13 protein-coding genes are annotated in these 17789 nt (G+C 53.6%); all 13 read left to right on the forward strand.

Features of this window, described 5'->3' with window-relative positions; all coding sequences use genetic code 11:
• Positions 1-406: Hcp family type VI secretion system effector (locus QZ766_RS21995; RefSeq protein WP_297207336.1), on the forward strand; the 406-nt coding region annotated here is incomplete at its 5' end.
• Between the two features lie 180 nt (positions 407-586).
• A complete protein-coding gene (yiaA, locus tag QZ766_RS22000; protein ID WP_297207339.1) occupies positions 587-1021 on the forward strand; it encodes an inner membrane protein YiaA in 435 nt (144 codons plus the stop codon).
• 502 nt (positions 1022-1523) lie between these two features.
• The gene (locus QZ766_RS22005; RefSeq protein ID WP_297207342.1) at positions 1524-1766 is read left to right on the forward strand and encodes a hypothetical protein; all 243 of its coding nucleotides are present in this window, start codon (positions 1524-1526) and stop codon (positions 1764-1766) included.
• Positions 1767-1842: 76 nt separating this feature from the next.
• Positions 1843-4566: a type VI secretion system Vgr family protein gene (gene vgrG, locus QZ766_RS22010; RefSeq protein ID WP_297207344.1), complete on the forward strand. Its 2724-nt coding sequence runs from the start codon at positions 1843-1845 to the stop codon at positions 4564-4566.
• Positions 4563-6398, forward strand: coding sequence for a phospholipase D-like domain-containing protein (locus QZ766_RS22015; RefSeq protein WP_297207347.1), 1836 nt, complete (start codon positions 4563-4565; stop codon positions 6396-6398). Before vgrG ends, QZ766_RS22015 begins: the two co-directional genes overlap by 4 nt.
• Positions 6398-7681, forward strand: coding sequence for a DUF6396 domain-containing protein (locus QZ766_RS22020; RefSeq protein ID WP_297207350.1), 1284 nt, complete (start codon positions 6398-6400; stop codon positions 7679-7681). Before QZ766_RS22015 ends, QZ766_RS22020 begins: the two co-directional genes overlap by 1 nt.
• A 39-nt stretch (positions 7682-7720) precedes the next feature.
• The gene (locus QZ766_RS22025; protein WP_297207353.1) at positions 7721-9022 is read left to right on the forward strand and encodes a DUF6396 domain-containing protein; all 1302 of its coding nucleotides are present in this window, start codon (positions 7721-7723) and stop codon (positions 9020-9022) included.
• 72 nt (positions 9023-9094) lie between these two features.
• Positions 9095-10144, forward strand: coding sequence for a DUF6396 domain-containing protein (locus tag QZ766_RS22030; RefSeq protein ID WP_297207368.1), 1050 nt, complete (start codon positions 9095-9097; stop codon positions 10142-10144).
• 226 nt (positions 10145-10370) lie between these two features.
• The gene (locus QZ766_RS22035; protein ID WP_297207355.1) at positions 10371-10634 is read left to right on the forward strand and encodes a PAAR domain-containing protein; all 264 of its coding nucleotides are present in this window, start codon (positions 10371-10373) and stop codon (positions 10632-10634) included.
• Position 10635: 1 nt separating this feature from the next.
• Positions 10636-11859 (forward strand): hypothetical protein, encoded by a 1224-nt coding sequence (locus QZ766_RS22040; RefSeq protein ID WP_297207358.1) that lies wholly within the window; start codon positions 10636-10638, stop codon positions 11857-11859.
• A 77-nt stretch (positions 11860-11936) separates the two neighbouring features.
• Complete coding sequence (locus tag QZ766_RS22045) at positions 11937-15323, forward strand: ImcF-related family protein (RefSeq protein ID WP_297207360.1); 3387 nt, start codon at positions 11937-11939, stop codon at positions 15321-15323.
• A complete protein-coding gene (tssA, locus tag QZ766_RS22050; RefSeq protein WP_297207362.1) occupies positions 15323-16918 on the forward strand; it encodes a type VI secretion system protein TssA in 1596 nt (531 codons plus the stop codon). The genes QZ766_RS22045 and tssA overlap by 1 nt, the downstream gene beginning before the upstream one ends.
• Before the next feature lie 138 nt (positions 16919-17056).
• Positions 17057-17789, forward strand: a 733-nt coding sequence (locus QZ766_RS22055) for a type VI secretion system baseplate subunit TssF (protein ID WP_297207365.1), incomplete at its 3' end; no start/stop codon positions are given.

The following is a 17789-nucleotide window of genomic DNA, read 5'->3' on the forward strand; positions in this document are numbered from 1 at the left end:
CATCGAAGTCGTTGCGCAGGAGCATAACCTGTACATCCCGACCGACAACAACACCGGCAAGCTGACCGGCACCCGCGTCCACACGCCATTCCTGTTCACCAAGGAAATCGACGCCTCCAGCCCGTACCTGTACAAGGCGGTCACCACCGGCCAGACCCTGAAGTCTGCCGAGTTCAAGTGGTACCGCATTAACGACGCGGGCCAGGAAGTGGAGTACTTCAACACCACGCTGGAGAACGTCAAGCTGGTGAAAATTGCGCCGCTGATGCACGACATCAAAGATCCGGCGAAAGAGAAGCACAACCACCTGGAGCGTATCGAGCTGCGCTACGAAAAAATCACCTGGACCTATAAAGACGGCAACATCATTCATTCCGACTCCTGGAACGAACGCGTTACCGCCTGATAATCCGGCGTGCTGTACCTTTTTACCCGCAGGGGAAGAAGGCCGGGTGGTGGGCCCTCAGTGCCGCCGCCTGTTTAACTGAAAGGCCATCCGATTTGAATCAGTAGCGGCAATTCAAATCGACGTGGCAACAGGACTTACCCGTCAGAGGGTCTGACGGTTCATCAACATGGAATGAGTATGAAAACCCAGAATATCCCCGTTTCACCGGCATTTGTTGTTATCTCCTGGCTGGCCATGCTGGGGGGAACCCTGATCTATCTTATCGGCCTCTGGCGTGCGGAAATGGCCCTTAACGAAAAGGGCTATTACCTCTCTCTACTGGTGCTGGGCCTGTTTTCCGCCGTCTCACTGCAAAAAACGGTGCGCGACAGGCTGGAGAATATCCCCACCACGCATCTGTACCACATGATCTGCCTGCTGGCCTTTGCGATTGCCGTTCTGCTGCTTGCCGTTGGCCTGTGGAACGCCACTTTGCTACCCAGCGAAAAGGGCTTTTACGGCGTTTCATTTTTTATGGCGCTGTTTGGCGCCGTTGCGGTGCAGAAGAACACCCGCGACAGTGTGCATAGCCGGGAGACTGCTGCTCCACTCGAACAAGATCCTGAAACCTAATTTAAATGTCAGGGCGGACAGGGTGACCTGTCCGCTTCTTTGCTGAGCGCCCGTGTAGCAGACGCTCAGCAAAGAATTTGATGAATGGCCTTACTGACCTCGCGCCTTCGGGTCTCCTGCACGACGGGAAACGGCGAGGGCGGTAGCGTGCCCAATGACCTGCAGGAGAGAACATCGAGAAGTGGGAAATCCAGCTATCCCGTTACGGGGCCTGAACAGATAGCGCGGGTTAATGGAGCGTTTAATGTAGACGATTAATCCGAGCAGGTAAAAGGAAGAATAGATTATAAGGTTGTTTCTTATTCCTGGCACAGAAATACAACGAGTTATTTATAAGTGTTATTTATATTTGGCGTGAATTTCAAGTGTGGGATTATTAATATTTCTGAAGCGTTACTAATTGATGTTCCGGAACTGCTTTTTTTATCGTTAGCGATAGCGAGCACCCCATCGAGCAAGCATGCAAATTTGCTGACAGAGATCCAAAGGAGTTTGAAAAGATATGCGCATACTTTCTGGGAGGGATATCAATTTCAGAAAATGGCTTCTTATCATTGTATCGCGATTATTACGCGGTACCGGAATGGGACTGGGGGCGACAGGATTATGTCTGGCAGTTTGGTTCTTAATTTTTTCATCAAGCGAGAGTCGTGCCTACTATGGCTTTGCCAGTCTGATTCTAATTGCATTAGGTTATGCAATATATGCGGCGACACTTCGCTATATTTATAATGAATATAGTTAACCTTTCATTCTATTAATGCCTTTGGTCGGCGAGATAGTGGCTATTAGGAACACTATTGAATCATGGAGCAATCATTATGAGCCTGACAGACTCTTTGCAAGATATTATTTCTGACGCTAGCGGAAGTATGATGAACCGATATCATCTGGAGCTTCCTTCCTGTGCGTCATCGCTGGATGTTGAAAGTTTCAACGGCGTAGAAGGGATAAGTCAGATCTATCATTACGACATCACCTTCACGAGTGCGGATAAAGATATAAAGGCTGAAGACGTCCTTCTTAAGCCAGTAACGCTCAGGATGATGGGAGGAATGTTATCCAGCCTGACAGGTTCTAAGACAGTACACGGTGTCGTCAGCCATTTTCAGCGGATGGGCGGATCAGAGGATGAAGTTAGCTATACCCTGACGCTAAAGCCATTCCTCTCCCTGCTGGATAACCAGTTCCGCACCCACCGTTTCTTCGTCAATAAGTCTGTCCCGGACGTTGTCAGAGAGGTGCTTCAGGAGCACGGCCGCCAGGGGTGGGAGTTCGAGTTTGCGTTGAAGGGCGACTATCCGGTACGCGAGCAAATCAACCAGTACCAGGAAAGCGACCTGGTATTTGTCGAGCGTCTGCTGGCGGAGGTAGGCATCTTCTACTTCTTCAGCCTGCATCCGGAGACCCAGACCGAGGTAGTAAACTTCGGTGACAGCCAGAGCGCGTGGCAGTTTGGCAAAACCCTGCCGCTAAACAGCCCGTCGGGCATGAGCGACAGCGGCGCGCTGTCGGTATGGGGCGTGGATGTCCGTCACAACGTGGTGGAAAGCGCAGTGACTGCGAAAGACTACAACCACCGCGCGGCGCAGAACGTCCTGATGTCGGCACCGGCGGATATGACCCACGGGGACGGTGAGGGGATCACCTACGGCGAAGTGTACCACTATCGCCCGCGTCATCTGGAGACCGGGGCCAAAATTGACCCGGCGGCGGAGACCGGTAACTTCTGGGCCCGGCTGGAGCATGAGCGCTTTCTCTCTACGCAGACTATTGTGACCGGCAGCAGCACCGACGCGGCGCTAGGGCCCGCACAGGTGCTTACCATCACCGAAACGGTAATACCGCCGACGCTGCCATCCGCAGCCGACAACGGACTCCTTATTGTCAGAGCGGGCTACAGCGCGAGCCGCAAAAATGCCCTGCGGGTGCAGTGGCGTGGCGCACCCTACAGCGAAACCCGCTGCTGGCGCCCGCCCGCCAAAAAGCGTCCGGTCGTTAGCGGTACCCTCACGGCGCGGGTATCCAGCGCCAAAAGTGACGACATCTACGCCTGGCAGGATGCGTCCGGCCTCTACCGGGTGAAGTTCGACGCGGATTTGGACGATAAAGGGCAGGGGCAGGAGAGTATGCCGGTGCGCCTTGCCAAACCCTACGGCGGGGACGTGTACGGTTTTCACTTTCCGCTTATTCAGGGAACCGAAGTGGCGATTGCCTTCCACGAAGGCGACCCTGACCGGCCCTATATCGCCCACGCCCTGCACGACTCCCGCCACGTTGATCACGTCACGGAGAAAAACCACACCCGCAACGTGATCCGCACGCCGACCAACAACAAGCTGCGGATGGAGGACAAGCGCGGCGAGGAGCATATTAAGCTCAGCACCGAGTACGGTGGTAAGACGCAGCTGAACCTGGGGCATAACGTGGATGCGGAACGCGCGCTGCGGGGGGAGGGGGCGGAGCTGCGTACGGATAAATGGGTGGCGGTGCGCGGTGGTAAGGGGGTGTTTATTACGGCAGATTCCCAGGCGGCAGCCTGCGGGAAAATGCTCGCGATGCAGGAAACTCTGGATAGACTTCAGTCCTCCGGGGAGCAAATGCAGTCGCTTTCTGATGATGCCAGCCAGGCTAAAGCCGAACCTGCGCAAGTGGAGAAGCAGCTTGCCTTTATGCGTGAGCAAATTAAAGAGCTTAAAGAGGCCGTTGCGATATTAAGCGCGCCCGATGGCATCGCTTTGACGAGCGGTAAACATCTTCAACTTTCCGCATGGCAAAATCTAATCATGAATGCGGGTGGCGATGCAGATATAGGTGTTGTAAAACGCCTTTTTATTGGCGTTGGCGAAGGTCTTAGCTTGTTTGTAAGAAAAATAGGTATGAAGCTTATCGCAAATCAGGGCGCGGTTACTATTCAGGCCCAGAACGATCGGATGCAGTTATTGGCTCGTAAAGGGCTGGAGATAATTAGTACCGATGACGAAATCCATATCGTCGCAAAAAAGAAAATTGTAATTAATGCCGGAGGAAGCTATATCACCCTGGATCCTTACAAAATCGAACACGGAACGAAAGGTGATTTTGAAGTTAAATCAGCGGACTTTCAGTACAAAGGGCCTGCCTCGATTACCGCCGGGCATCCGGATTATCCCGTTATTCAGTCACAAACTAAACAAAAATTACGCCTTAACATCCCCCAGGCGCCCAATGCGCCGGGAAAAAGCTGGGCAGGTATGCCTTATACGTTATATGCAGATGGTGTTTTATCAACGAAAGGGGTACTTGATAGCAGTGGCAGCATTGAAGTGGAGCATCAGGTTGTAACAAAAAGCTATCGTCTGGTGATGGCTAATGGCGTTAGCTATCAAATTCCGGTAGTCGAATCTTATCGGAATAAAACGCAGGGAATACTGGCGAACAGAGGGTTGCATAACCATACCTCTGACACTCAGTCTGATATAAATCCGCCAGCCTCGCATACTGAAAATCGTAATCTCTACTCTGAGTTACTCGATGAAAAAATTAACAAGGATGAAATCGAATGAGCCAGTCAGATATTGTCGTTCCAGTGGCGACTCTTGATACGGGACAATGCAGGATCACACCACCGTGGTTTGTACAGAATACGGAGTATCAGCCGGTACAGGCTACCTATAAGCCTCTGGTAAATGGTGAGGAAGCTTTCGCCGCAGTGCATCATGCTATCGAAAATGCCAAAAAATCAGTGGATATTATTTGCTGGGGCTTCCAGCCCTCGATGTATTTTATTCGCGATGGGAAGCATCCCTGTATTGGTGAGTTGCTGATAAAGATAGCGCGTGAAAAAAATGTTCGGGTGCGCGTGCTCGCCTGGGAAATGCCGGGAAACCTCGCAGGTTTGGGGGGGGAGTCAAACTTACCGGGTAAAGGCATTATCCGATTTAAGGATCGTGCCGGACAAACGGCTACCGAACAGCAATATCAATATGACAGAGCCTGGTTTAGCTTGTGCAGTTCTTTTTTAGCGGGGAGTCGCTTTAGGCCCGAAATACCTGGAGCTGTATTTCCAGAATTTGTCAGCCGTGGTTTTAATCTTAATGAACGAACGGAGATAGCCTATCGCGCAGCGCTACAAGCGCTAGATAAGGATATTAGTGCTGATACTATCGGTGTAATGAGTTTATCCGCTACCCATCACCAAAAAACGGTACTGGTTGATTATGAATTGCCGGAGAATGCTGTTGGTTTTGTGATGGGTCATAATTCGCTGGATGAATATTGGGATACTGATGCTCACTCGTCGCAGTCTCGTTCAGGGTTACCCTCTGACTGGGGGCCGGATGAAAACTGGAGGGGAAAGCTGCCAAGGCAGGACATTTCCAGCCGCGTTACCGGTCCGATTCTGGAGCATTTGCATGAAAACTTTGCCACTGCATGGAAAAAAGAAACCGGACAGGATTTGATTGCGTCGCGCGATGCCAGATCCGTCGCTAAAAAGCTAAAGCCCAGGCCGGAATACGGTACGCCGATAATGGCCCAGCTGCTGCGTACGCAGGCTCAAGAGAATCGGCGGGACATTGAAAAACTGTACTTACAGGCGATAAATAATGCCACGCAGTTTATCTATATTGAAAACCAGTACTTCCGCTGGCCGCCGCTGGCGGAAGCTATCACTCAGGTAGCAAAGAGGCAAATTAGTGGTGGGCGCAGACCGGAGATACATGGACCGCTTCATCTGTTTGTCACTACCAACGTGACGGATGAGGGGATTGGGGCCGGGACGGTAAATACCCAGCGGATGCTGGACGTGCTCGGCAGGGCTGATACCATTCCCGAGATCACGAAATTACGTAAAATTGCGAAGGCAAGTAAGGAAATACTGACACCATCGTCTATATATATGGATCCCGGCCAGCGTCAACAGCGGGAAAAGGAACTTTCCAAAAAAATTGAGGAGTACCAAAGAAAAGAGCAGGAAATAAAAGATAGCGTGATCCTGCCGGAAGAGCGCCCAGGCCTGAAGGTCCATATTTGCTCTCTGGTGGCCCCTGATTCACCGGGTGCTAACTGGATGCCGGTTTATATCCACTCCAAATTAATGATTATTGATGACGTTTTTACTACACACGGTTCGGCAAATATCAACACCCGCAGTATGCAGGTGGACAGTGAAATGAATATTGCCCATGAGTGGGCCAGTGTGACAACGGAGATGCGACGCAGATTGTGGAAGCTGCATACTAACGGGCTGGGGATGCAGGATAATGTAGAGAAAGCATTTAAGTCTTGGGAGGATATTTTAAACGATAATAAATCCCTTCAAGATAATAAGGAGCCTCCTATAGCTTCCCTTGTCAAATTTTACTATGATAAACCAATACTTAAGGATTTAGACTAATGCGCGTAACAACATTGTTGCTATGTGTTTTTTTTGCTGGTTGCGACCAAAGTACTACACCACCATCTGTTCATAAGGATAATTCAATGAACCCTCTGATGGAGATTGATGTCCGGCTGTCTTTTACCTGTAAACATCAAATTATTCCTGCGTCCTCCGCGGACAGCGACGTGCTGTTCAAATACGCCCGCTGGCTACAAAAGAATAACCAGCTGGAAGAAGATGCGGCGGTGACCGCGCAGGTGGCTCGCCTGTACCGAATTGCGGCAGAGAACGGCCACTATAAGGCAAATATTAATCTCCAGAACGGGGCGCTGCGGGGACACTTCAGCCTCAGCGGACCTGAGCGCCTGCGCTTCAGCCAGGCGTTAATGGATGCGGGGGTAGGGGCCGGATACTACTTTGTCGCCATTTATCTGCAGCACGGCGCGGCGGGTTTACAGCAGGATGAAGAGATGGCGCTGCGCTATTACCGCAAGGCAGCAGATGAGGGAAACCCTCAGGCGCAGGCCTATATTGGGGAAAAGCTGGCTCCCGTTGATCTGGCGCCTGACGTTTCCCGCCAGCTACGCCGTTGCGCTGCAGAACAAGGGGAGGGTAATGCTGCTACAGCTCTAGGTATTTATTTAAAAAATCGTCAACAATATAAGGAAGCCCTTGATGCTTTTCAATTAGGTGTGGCTGCGGGGAGTGAGAGCGCAGCAAGTTTCTTAGAGCATGGTTTCGAAAAGAATGATCCTAACAGTACTTTATATTATTTAGGTCAACGGCAAGATTTAGAACGTATCAGGCGCTATGAAAAAATTGGTGAGGTATTGGGGCGATACTCTTACGCCCATCCAACGGTCCCCGAAATCAACGATATTGTCCCGCTTCCACCGGCGCCGCTCCCCGCCTGGGACGGCTCGCTGAAGTGGCTGGACGAGCGCAATGCCAATGTTGCGCCGGAGAAACCCTCAGAATCCCTGATTAACCGGCTGGCAAAGGCGAAGCAGCTTAACCCGGTCACCGGCAAACCGCTGCCGGGCTCTCCACATTTTGACAAATATGCCGGCGTGCCGGTGCTGTGCCGCAGCGGGGCGCCGTGCCCGCAGAGCGGCTACTGGCAGGTAGCGCGGCTGCCGGCGGATGGCATCATTGATGATGCCATCCGCTACTTCGTGCAGGGCGCCGTCATGCCCGCTGAGCAGGTGGAGTATTTTTCCCCGCGTCCATGGCCGCTGAAGGACAAAAGGGAATGGCGCGAAGAAGACGTGGAGTGGCGGCTGATGGGCGAGGCGTAGTTTCAGCAGACCAGGTATATGTACTCACAGGGAGAGGCCATGAAAGGAATTGTTTTAATACTGACCGTAATGATGCTGTCTGGCATCATGCTGGCGGGTTGCGATGAGAGCGGCCCTGCCGGTGTAAATAACCGCAATTCCGCCGTTGCTCCGCTCCCGGAGATTAACCCCCGGCTGTCTTTTACCTGTAAACATCAAATTATTCCTGCGCCCTCAGCGGACAGCGACGTGCTGTTCAAATACGCTCGCTGGCTGCAAAAGAATAACCAGCTGGCGGAGGATGCGGCAGTGACTGAGCAGGTGGCGCGCCTGTACCGAATCGCGGCAGAGAACGGCCACTATAAGGCAAATATTAATCTCCAGAACGGGGCGCTGCGGGGACACTTCAGCCTCAGCGGACCTGAGCGCCTGCGCTTCAGCCAGGCGTTAATTGATGCGGGAGTAGGAGCCGGATACTACTTTGTCGCCATTTATCTGCAGCACGGCGCGGCGGGTTTACAGCAGGATGAAGCGATGGCTCTGCGCTACTATCGTAAGGCAGCAGATGAGGGAAATCCTCAGGCGCAGGCCTATATTGGTGAAAAGCTGGCTCCTGTTGAACTGGCGCCTGACGTTTCCCGGCAGCTACGCCGTTGCGCTGCAGAGCAGGGTGATGGAGAGGCCGCTACGGCTTTAGGGGTTGATTTGAAAAATCGACGACGGTACCAAGAGGCCATTGAAGCTTTTCAGTTAGGAGTTTCAGGTGGAAGCGATATATCGGCTAGCTTTTTAGCGAGTGGCTTCAGTGACCCTGAGCCAGGAAATACTCTTGACTATCTGGCACTTGGTAAAGATCTCGAGCGTGCCAAGCGCTATGCTGTAATAGGAAAAATATTAAGCGGATACTCCTATGCTCATCCAACGGTCCCCGAAATCAACGACATTGTCCCGCTCCCGCCAGCGCCGCTCCCCACCTGGGATGGTTCGCTGAAGTGGCTGGACGAGCGCAATGCCAATGTTGCGCCGGAGAAACCCTCAGAATCCCTGATTAACCGGCTGGCAAAGGCGAAGCAGCTTAACCCGGCCACCGGCAAGCCGCTGCCGGGCTCCCCACATTTTGACAAATATGCGGGCGTGCCGGTGCTGTGCCGCAGCGGAGAGCCGTGCCCGCAGAGCGGCTACTGGCAGGTAGCGCGGCTGCCGGCAAAAGGCATCATTGATGATGCCATTCGCTACTTCGTGCAGGGCGCCGTCTTGCCCGCCGAGCGGGTGGAGTATTTTTCCCCGCGTCCGTGGCCGCTGAAGGACAAAAGGGAGTGGCGCGAAGAAGACGTGGAGTGGCGGCTGGTGGGCGAGGCGTAGTTTCAGCGGGTCAAATATATACAACCACAGGGAGAGGCCATGAAGGGAATTGTTTTAACACTGACCGGAGTTATGCTGTCTGGCATTATGCTGGCGGGCTGCGATGAGAGCGGCCCTGCCGGGGTAAATAACCGCAATTCCGCCGTTGCTCCGCTCCCGGAGATTAACCCCCGGCTGTCTTTTGCCTGTAAACATCAAATTATTCCTGCGCCCTCCGCAGACAGCGACGTGCTGTTCAAATACGCCCGCTGGCTGCAAAAGAATAACCAGCTGGCGGAGGATGCGGCAGTGACTGAGCAGGTGGCGCGCCTGTACCGGATTGCGGCAGAGAACGGCCACTATAAGGCAAATATTAATCTCCAGAACGGGGCGTTGCGGGGACACTTCAGCCTCAGCGGACCTGAGCGCCTGCGCTTCAGTCAGGCCTTAATCGATGCGGGAGTCGGTGCCGGATACTACTTTGTCGCCATTTATCTGCAGCACGGCGCGGCGGGTTTACAGCAGGATGAAGAGATGGCGCTGCGCTACTACCGTAAGGCAGCAGATGAGGGAAATCCTCAGGCGCAGGCATATATCGGAAAAATACTGGCACCTACGGCAATGGCGCCTGAAGTTTCGCGGCAGTTACGCCATTGTGCAGCAACACAGGGGGACGGCGGCGCAGCCAAAGCTCTTGGGTTTATTCTAAAAAATATAGGTTCTTATCAAAGTGCATTAGAAGCTTATCAATTAGGTGTTATGGCTGGTGATGAAACATCAGCTTTTGTTCTGGAAAATGGATTTGGTGAGCCAGAATCTGGAAGCACACCCTATTATTTGGCACTGCAAAGAGATCCTGAACGAGCCAGACGCTATGCGGCTATAGGAAAGATACTCAGTGGATATTCCTACGCCCACCCAACCGTCCCCGAAATCAACGATATTGCCCCGCTACCGCCTGCGCCGCTCCCCGCCTGGGACGGCTCGCTTAAGTGGCTGGACGAGCGCAATGCCAATGTTGCGCCGGAGAAACCCTCTGAATCCCTGATTAACCGGCTGGCAAAGGCGAAGCAGCTTAACCCAGCCACCGGCAAGCCGCTGCCGGGATCATCAGCCTTTGAGAATAAAGCTGGAGTGCCATAACTGCTTTAGCGTTATATGAAACGCTCAGTGAAAAAGAAAATGGCGCGAGCTAATAAATAATATAGGCATAATTTTGAACTTATGCTTTTTGTTCAATCCCATAACGGCAGATGAACCATTCAAGGCCATGATCTGCGTTAACGTTGTTGGTATTAATATTTACATATTGCTTTTAGTTGTCAATCCTAATCCTATATCTGTAGTTAATATTTAATGAGGCTTAAAAATGAAAGGCATAATTCGCATCGGCGATAAGAATTCTGGAGGTGGAAAGGTCATGAGTGGTTCTTCAAAAATGATATTTAGCGGTATTGGTGTTGCTCGAATGGGTGATCCGGTCAACTGCCCAATAATTGGACACGGCCCTACAACTATTGCAGAGGGCCATCCAACTTTTATGGATAATGGAATACCTGTTGCTTTTAATGGGCACCGTTGCGCCTGTGGATGTGTATTAATAACAAGTCTGCCTCAGGCTGCGGCAGAATAATATGCCCGTTGATCTTAAAAAAATACCTCCCCCGGATTCTCCTCCATCTCGTATTGTATGGTGGTTTTGGTTTTTATTATTAATTATCTTCATGATTAGTGGGGTTGTATATGTGATCCTAACTGAAGTTGATAAGCCTATTATCAACGATCGTTTCTTTTGGGAGAGATCCCTGGTAACGCCAGTCATCTCCTGGTTACTTATGTTTGGTACTCGAGTGGCAATCTACCAGGGGAGAAAATCTGTCGTAGAAAAGAGGAATAAAGACAGGGAGTATATTCTGGAGCGTGAAATTAAACGGGGAAGACGTTCTTTTAAGTTACTTGGAGTGAGCATTCATACCGCATTGCGGGGATTGGATGATACGGAAGGGCTATTACAATCAGATGCTCTCAACAATAAAACACGAGCCTTAAAAACTCAATCCTCCTGGAGAAGTGATGATGGCGTCAAACACAGCCAGCTGCAGAGGATGGCTAATGAGACACCCGATGATGTTTTAAAAAGAACGATGAATAAAACGCTCGATGAACTGGGGCCTATTCTTACATCGGCTGATGAACATCAACCATTACTTTTACTCCTGGAAAATAATACGAGCTTACCTGATAATCAGGTTACTGAGATATGCGAATATTGTTTTAAGCAAAGCCAAATTCGGCAACCTCTCGTATATCTGGAAGGGAATGGATTAAGCGTAATAGATAAGCTGCTGGACCAACAGCTACATAAAGATTATCTGCTCATGATTATTTCTTTCCAATTAATTCCAGAGGAGCTTGAAGGAACGGCCGAAGCAATGGCAGGGCTGCTTCTGGAATACCCCGGAGGGGCATCAGGCTTGACGCCACTGGCCACACTTTATCGCCCGCAACGTGCGTCTGGTACGGGGAGTGAAGATTTACGCGATGCCCTCCAACAGTCAATGTTTTGGGGAGATATCAATCCTCAAAATATGAAGGCAGGATGGCTTGTCGGGAGTAGTGAACATTGGAATCTGGCTATTGCCAGCGGATTAGAAAAGCTAAAGGTACCTATAAATATTGGTCGTGATCTCTATAATATAGATAGTATCCTGGGATTCCCTGGTCCAGTTTCACCCTGGCTAGCAATATCCTGCGCAGTCACGGACAGTAAAGAAAAAGAGCCGAGGATCATTATTAGTGGAGATTTACGTAATGATAATCCTTTGTGGGTTACTACACTACTGAACCATGATCATTAGTAATGTTATTTATAGCCAAAGGAATATTGTGCTGTAAAGGGAAAGTAGAATAATCTCAAATAATATCGGGAGAGGAGATGAGCATGCAATCAGCCTTATGGCATGCGATAAGCCGTTTTGCGCCTTTGGCGATAATTCTGGGATCTGTTTCCTGGATTGTTTATCGCTATGGTAATTTTATCGGATTGAATGATTCAAGAAGCCGATTCATGTTTATACTGGTTTTTTGTGTTATAGCAATAATGCTTCGCTATGGTGAGTTTTTGTTTTACTCAATCAAAAAAATTGTGCGCAAAGAGGATGATGAGAATATACCCAGCAATAATGGACGGAGCCAGTCTAATACAAAATATCAAAATTCAATCTCTGATCTCAAACGTATGTTGCGTAAACAGTACGGTCTTTTTTGGCATCGTAAAACTACCATGCTAATGATTATAGGCAATATAGATGCAGTAGAAAAGCTGGTTCCGGGGCTCAGTGAACAATATTGGCTTTATGCTGAGGGAACAGTTCTACTATGGGGAGGGACCACAAGTCGTACTGTCGATAGTAACTGGTTGGCATCAGTACGGGATATATCCTCTCAGTCGATTGATGCAATTGTATGGGCTACATCTGATTTTGATAAATTTGATAGAATAAATTTAGAATTCGATAACCGAACAGTTTTTATTGAACCTCCTGAACAGACTGCTCATCGTATTGGTTTGTATTATGAACAACTTAAATGGCGTATTCCTTTGTTCGTGTGGTCTGTCCATGATGATATCAATCAGACTGATCAATCATTACAATCAGTTGGCTGCCTACTCTCCACCGAAGAAAAGCCAGAAAGTGTGGCAAATCAACTTCAGTCTTTGATGGAGAGGCTTACGACGACAGGAACCTATCAGGTTTGTAACAATCAGCAAAGTACTTTTCTGCTGGATCTGGCAAATCTTATTAATAAAGCGCCCACAATATTCAGTCAGTTACTTTCATCATTTTTGAATCCTTCGCATCCGCTACCTGTTGCTGGATTTATATTTAGTCAAAGCTCTATGTCGGCAACAAACGATCTTCGGCATTATTGGGTGAAAGATGCTCGCTGGAATATATTACTTGAATCGTTGCCTGGCCTTTCTTCACATTTACGCGCTAAAAAGATCGGTTTTTCTAAAAATCAGCTCCTGGTCCCGGTGGTTACCTTTGCTGTTGTTTTCTACGCATTCTGGATGGCCTTCGCCTATATCAGCAATCGCAACCTTATCCACAGCGCGCAGCAGCAGGTGACACAGGCCTCGGCACCGCAGCAGCCTTTGTACGATCGCCTCCGCGCGCTGCTGACGCTGCAGCAAACTCTTTCCCGCCTGCAGTTTCGCGAGGAGCACGGCGCGCCGTGGTACAGCCGGGCGGGCCTCAGTCAGAACGCTGCGCTGCTCGAAGCACTGTGGCCCCGCTATCGCGACAGCGCCCAGCCGCTGCTGCGCGATGCGGCTGCAGACCACCTGCAGCAGCGGCTCGACGCGTTTATCCAGCTCCCGCCGGACAGCCCCCTGCGCGAGCAGCGGGCAAAAAAAGCCTACGATCATCTGAAGCTGTACCTGATGCTAACGCATCCTGAACGTATGGATCCGGCCTGGTTTAGCACCACGCTGCTGCGCGACTGGCCCCGCAGGGAGGGCATTAAAGAGGCGGCCTGGCAGGGCATCGCACCGCCGCTGTTAACCTATTACGGCACGCAGCTGGCGACCCATCGCGGCTCGCAGCTGTCGGCCGACAGCAGCCGCATCAACCAGGCCCGCGCCCTGCTGGTCCGCCTGATGGGCATGCGCAACAGTGAATCCTCCCTCTACCAAAAGATGCTCTCTCAGGTCGCGCACCTGTACGCCGATATGCGCCTTGAGGATATGACCGGCGATCGGGATGCGGCGCGGCTGTTTACCACCGCTGAAGTTGTGCCGGGGATGTTTACGCGCCAGGCGTGGGAGCAGGGCGTCCAGCCCGCGATTGATAAAGTTGTGGAGACGCGGCGCGACGAGCTGGACTGGGTGCTGACGGATGGTAAGCAGCCGGCGCAGCAGGATATCGCGCCTGACGCGCTGAAGCAGCGCCTGACCGATCGCTATTTCGCCGATTTTAGCGGCGCGTGGCTGTCGTTCCTCAACAGCCTGCGCTGGCAGCGCGCCGCCACGTTGTCGGATGCCATTGACCAGCTCACTCTGATGGCCGACGTCCGCCAGTCGCCGCTGGTCTCTCTGATGAACACGCTCAATATTCAGGGGCGGACAGGGCAGAGCGGAGAGGCGATTTCGGATTCGCTGGTGAAGTCGGCAAAAAATTTGCTGGGTGGGGAAAACCGGCAGGCTATCGACCAGAGCGCCGGCAAGCACGGCCCGCTGGACGACACCTTCGGCCCGCTGCTGGCGCTGATGGATAAAACCCGCAGCGGCACCCAGGCCCAGAGCCTGCAGGCATTTTTGACCCGCGTCACCCAGGTGCGCCTGCGCCTGCAGCAGGTCACCAACGCGGCAGATCCGCAGGCGATGACCCAGGCGCTGGCGCAGACGGTGTTCCAGGGCAAGGCGGTCGATCTTACCGAAACCCGCGATTACGGCAGCCTGCTTGCCGCCGGGCTTGGGCAGGAGTGGAGCAGTTTTGGTCGCACGGTGTTTATTCAGCCCATGGAGCAGGCCTGGCAGCAGGTGCTGTCCCCGGCGGCAGAAAGCCTTAACGCCCAGTGGCAGCAGGCCGTGGTCAGCGACTGGAATGGCGCGTTCAGCGGGCGCTATCCCTTTAATACCAGCAGCAGCGATGTCTCTCTGCCGCTGCTGGCAAAATATCTCAACGCCGACACCGGGCGCATCACGCAATTTTTACAAACCCGGCTGCAGGGCGTTCTGCACAAAGAGGGCAGCCACTGGGTGCCGGACAGCATCAACGCGCAGGGACTCACCTTCAATCCCGCATTCCTGCAGGCGATGAATACCCTGAGCCATATCTCTGACGTTGCGTTCACCCAGGGTAATGCGGGGATGAGCTTCGAGCTGCGCCCGGGCACGGCCGCTGGCGTGATGCAGACCGACATGGTTATCGACAGCCAGAAGCTCACCTATGTAAATCAGATGCCGACGTGGAAACGCTTCACGTGGCCCGCCGATACCGAGGGGCCGGGCGCGGCCCTGAGCTGGATCAGTACCAAGGCGGGTACCCGGCTCTATGCGGATATGTCAGGCGCCTGGGGCTGGATACGGCTGCTTGACAAAGCCGCGGTGAGTGCAAATCCGGGCGTCGGCAGTAGCTATAACCTCAGCTGGAGAGCGCCGGACGGATTAACCCTTAATTACACGCTGCGTACCGAAGCCGGCGAAGGGCCGCTGGCACTGCTGAAACTGCGTAATTTCCGGCTGCCGGAAGCCATTTTTACAATTTCCACTGCCCCGGTTCAGGCAGTGGCTGCTGAAGAAGAAGAGGAATACTGATGTCATCAATCCAGGCACTACTCAACGCATGCCAGGCGGATGCGGAAACGCTGTTACCCCAGGCCCGGCAGCAGATTGCCCTTTGGGAGAGCTGGCTTGCGCCCGTTGACGGGGCGCAGCAGGTAGGTGAAGACCCCGGCTACGATGACGATTTTCAGCTTATGCGTGAAGAGGTCAATAAGCTCTCAGGAGCGGACACGGAGCAGGTATGCACCCTCGCTGAAAGGCTGTTAACGACCACTGCAAAAGATATTCGCGTCGCGACTTACTACTGCTGGGCTCGACTGCATCAGGACGGTGAGAAGGGGCTGGCGGACGGGCTGTCGCTGCTGGCGGGACTGCTTGAGCGCTATGGCTCTCAGCTTTATCCCCAGCGCGATCGCAGCCGCAGGGCCGCGCTGGAGTGGCTGGCAAGCCCGCGCATGCTCGACAGCCTCTCGCTGTATCCGGAAGTGGTGCGAGAGGATGCGCTGCATACTGTCGCTGCGCTGCTGGCAATTCAGGCCGCGCTGGATAATGAGCCGGAGGAGACGCGCCCGCATCTAGGCGGCCTGTTTAGCGCGCTGGAATCCCGGCTGATGAAATCGGGCGGCGTTGATGCCGTGGTGCCGCAGAATGTTGGCGAAAATATAGCCCCGCAAGCCTCGTCCAGCGGTCCTGCGCCAGCGATGGGCACCATCAGCTCAGGGCAGGATTTGCTGACCCAGGGGCGCACGCTGGCGGTGTACCTGCGGGAGCAGCCCGGCGGCTGGCTCGCCGCCCACCACCTGATGAAAAGCCTGCGGCACGACACCCTCCAGACGCTCCCGGCCATGTCCGGAGACGGGCGTACCCGCATCGATCCGCCGAAGGCAGATCAGAAAGCGCTGCTGAAGCGCCTGTATCTGCAGCAGAGCTGGAGTGAAATTCTGGAGCAGGCGGACAGCCAGTTTTCCCGCGGCGCCAGCCACCTGTGGCTCGACCTGCAGTGGTATATCCATCAGGCGCTGGTGAAGTCCGGCCAGCAGGTGCTGGCCGATATCGTGGCGGCAGATTTGAAAGGATTGCTGACGCGCCTTACCGGCCTGGAAACCCTGGCCTTTAGCGACGGCACGCCGTTCGCCGATGAAGTGACCCTGCGCTGGATTGAGACCGAGGTGCTGGCCCAGGGGGACGACTGGGACAGCACGGTGGCCGCGCCCCGGCAGGGCAATGCCGATGACGATATTCTCCAGCTGGAGTCCGAAGCCGTCACCCTCGCCGACGGTGACGGGGTTGACGCGGCGCTGGCCTGGCTGCAGACGCGCCCGGGCATTACGACAGCGCGCCAGCGCTGGCTGCTGCGTCTGCTGATGGGGCGAATTGCCGAGCAGTACAGCAAGAATGAGCTGGCAATACACCTGTTCACCGAACTCGGCGAGCGGGCCGGCGAGGTGAGCCTCAACGACTGGGAGCCGGAGCTTCTTTTCGAGGTGCGCGCCCGCCACCTGAAGCTGCTGCGCATGAAGGCCGGACGCAGCGAGGCGGATAAAGCCCGCCTCAATCCGGAAATGGATCGGCTGCTGGCTGCGCTTATCGCCACCGATCCGGCACGGGCAGCGGTGCTGTGTGCGTAACCGTCAGTAAACGGTTTTTTGCGCGAAACAACCACCGCGTTTGCGGGCCCGCAGCACATCTCGTCACTATTTTGACGCTATTGACGGCGGCCCATTACCGCTTTGGCGCCATAACAGAACAACGGAATCTCTCTCTTTATGGACGATCTCACCCTGCGTTATTACGACGCTGAAATGCGCTACCTGCGCGAAGCGGCGAAAGAATTTGCCGGGGCGCACCCCGATCGCGCCGCCCTGCTGGATCTGGATAAAGCCGGCACCCCCGACCCCTACGTGGAGCGCCTGTTTGAGGGTTTTGCCTTCTCAATGGGGCGGCTGCGGGAAAAAATCGACGACGATCTGCCGGAGCTGACCGAAGGGCTGGTCAGCATGCTCTGGCCGCACTATCTGCGCATCATCCCCTCGCTGTCGATTGTCGCGCTTGCGCCGGATCTGCCGGCGATGAAAATGGCGGAGAAAGTCCCCGCCGGGCTGGAGGTGTACTCCCAGCCGGTAGGGCCAACGAAAACCGTCTGCTGCTACCGCACCACCCGCGAGATGATGCTCAACCCGCTCAGCGTGGCGGGTGTCACCATGAGCACCGAACCGGACGGGCGCTCGCTGCTGCGCATCCGGCTGGCCTGCAGTGAACAGGCAGACTGGTCACAGGCGGATCTCAGCCGGCTCTGTTTCTACCTTGCAGCCGAGGCGCCGGTAAGTAGCCATCTGCATCTGATGTTGACCCGCCGCCAGGCGGCGCTGTATCTGCGGCTTGCCGGTCAGTCCGAGCGCGCGCCGCTGGACGCCTATTTTTCGCCGGGCGGCTTCGGTGAGGAGGACGGCCTGTGGCCGAAGGGCGACACGGCGTTTAGCGGTTATCAACTGCTGCTGG

Origin of the sequence: uncultured Pluralibacter sp. (assembly GCF_913775985.1) — a bacterium.
Taxonomy (GTDB): domain Bacteria; phylum Pseudomonadota; class Gammaproteobacteria; order Enterobacterales; family Enterobacteriaceae; genus Pluralibacter.

Coding starts and splice junctions, on each gene's coding strand:
- yiaA (WP_297207339.1), top strand. CDS start 587: ATGAAAACCCAGAATATCCCCGTTTCACCGGCATTTGTTGTTATCTCC.
- QZ766_RS22005 (WP_297207342.1), top strand. CDS start 1,524: ATGCGCATACTTTCTGGGAGGGATATCAATTTCAGAAAATGGCTTCTT.
- vgrG (WP_297207344.1), top strand. CDS start 1,843: ATGAGCCTGACAGACTCTTTGCAAGATATTATTTCTGACGCTAGCGGA.
- QZ766_RS22015 (WP_297207347.1), top strand. CDS start 4,563: ATGAGCCAGTCAGATATTGTCGTTCCAGTGGCGACTCTTGATACGGGA.
- QZ766_RS22020 (WP_297207350.1), top strand. CDS start 6,398: ATGCGCGTAACAACATTGTTGCTATGTGTTTTTTTTGCTGGTTGCGAC.
- QZ766_RS22025 (WP_297207353.1), top strand. CDS start 7,721: ATGAAAGGAATTGTTTTAATACTGACCGTAATGATGCTGTCTGGCATC.
- QZ766_RS22030 (WP_297207368.1), top strand. CDS start 9,095: ATGCTGTCTGGCATTATGCTGGCGGGCTGCGATGAGAGCGGCCCTGCC.
- QZ766_RS22035 (WP_297207355.1), top strand. CDS start 10,371: ATGAAAGGCATAATTCGCATCGGCGATAAGAATTCTGGAGGTGGAAAG.
- QZ766_RS22040 (WP_297207358.1), top strand. CDS start 10,636: ATGCCCGTTGATCTTAAAAAAATACCTCCCCCGGATTCTCCTCCATCT.
- QZ766_RS22045 (WP_297207360.1), top strand. CDS start 11,937: ATGAGCATGCAATCAGCCTTATGGCATGCGATAAGCCGTTTTGCGCCT.
- tssA (WP_297207362.1), top strand. CDS start 15,323: ATGTCATCAATCCAGGCACTACTCAACGCATGCCAGGCGGATGCGGAA.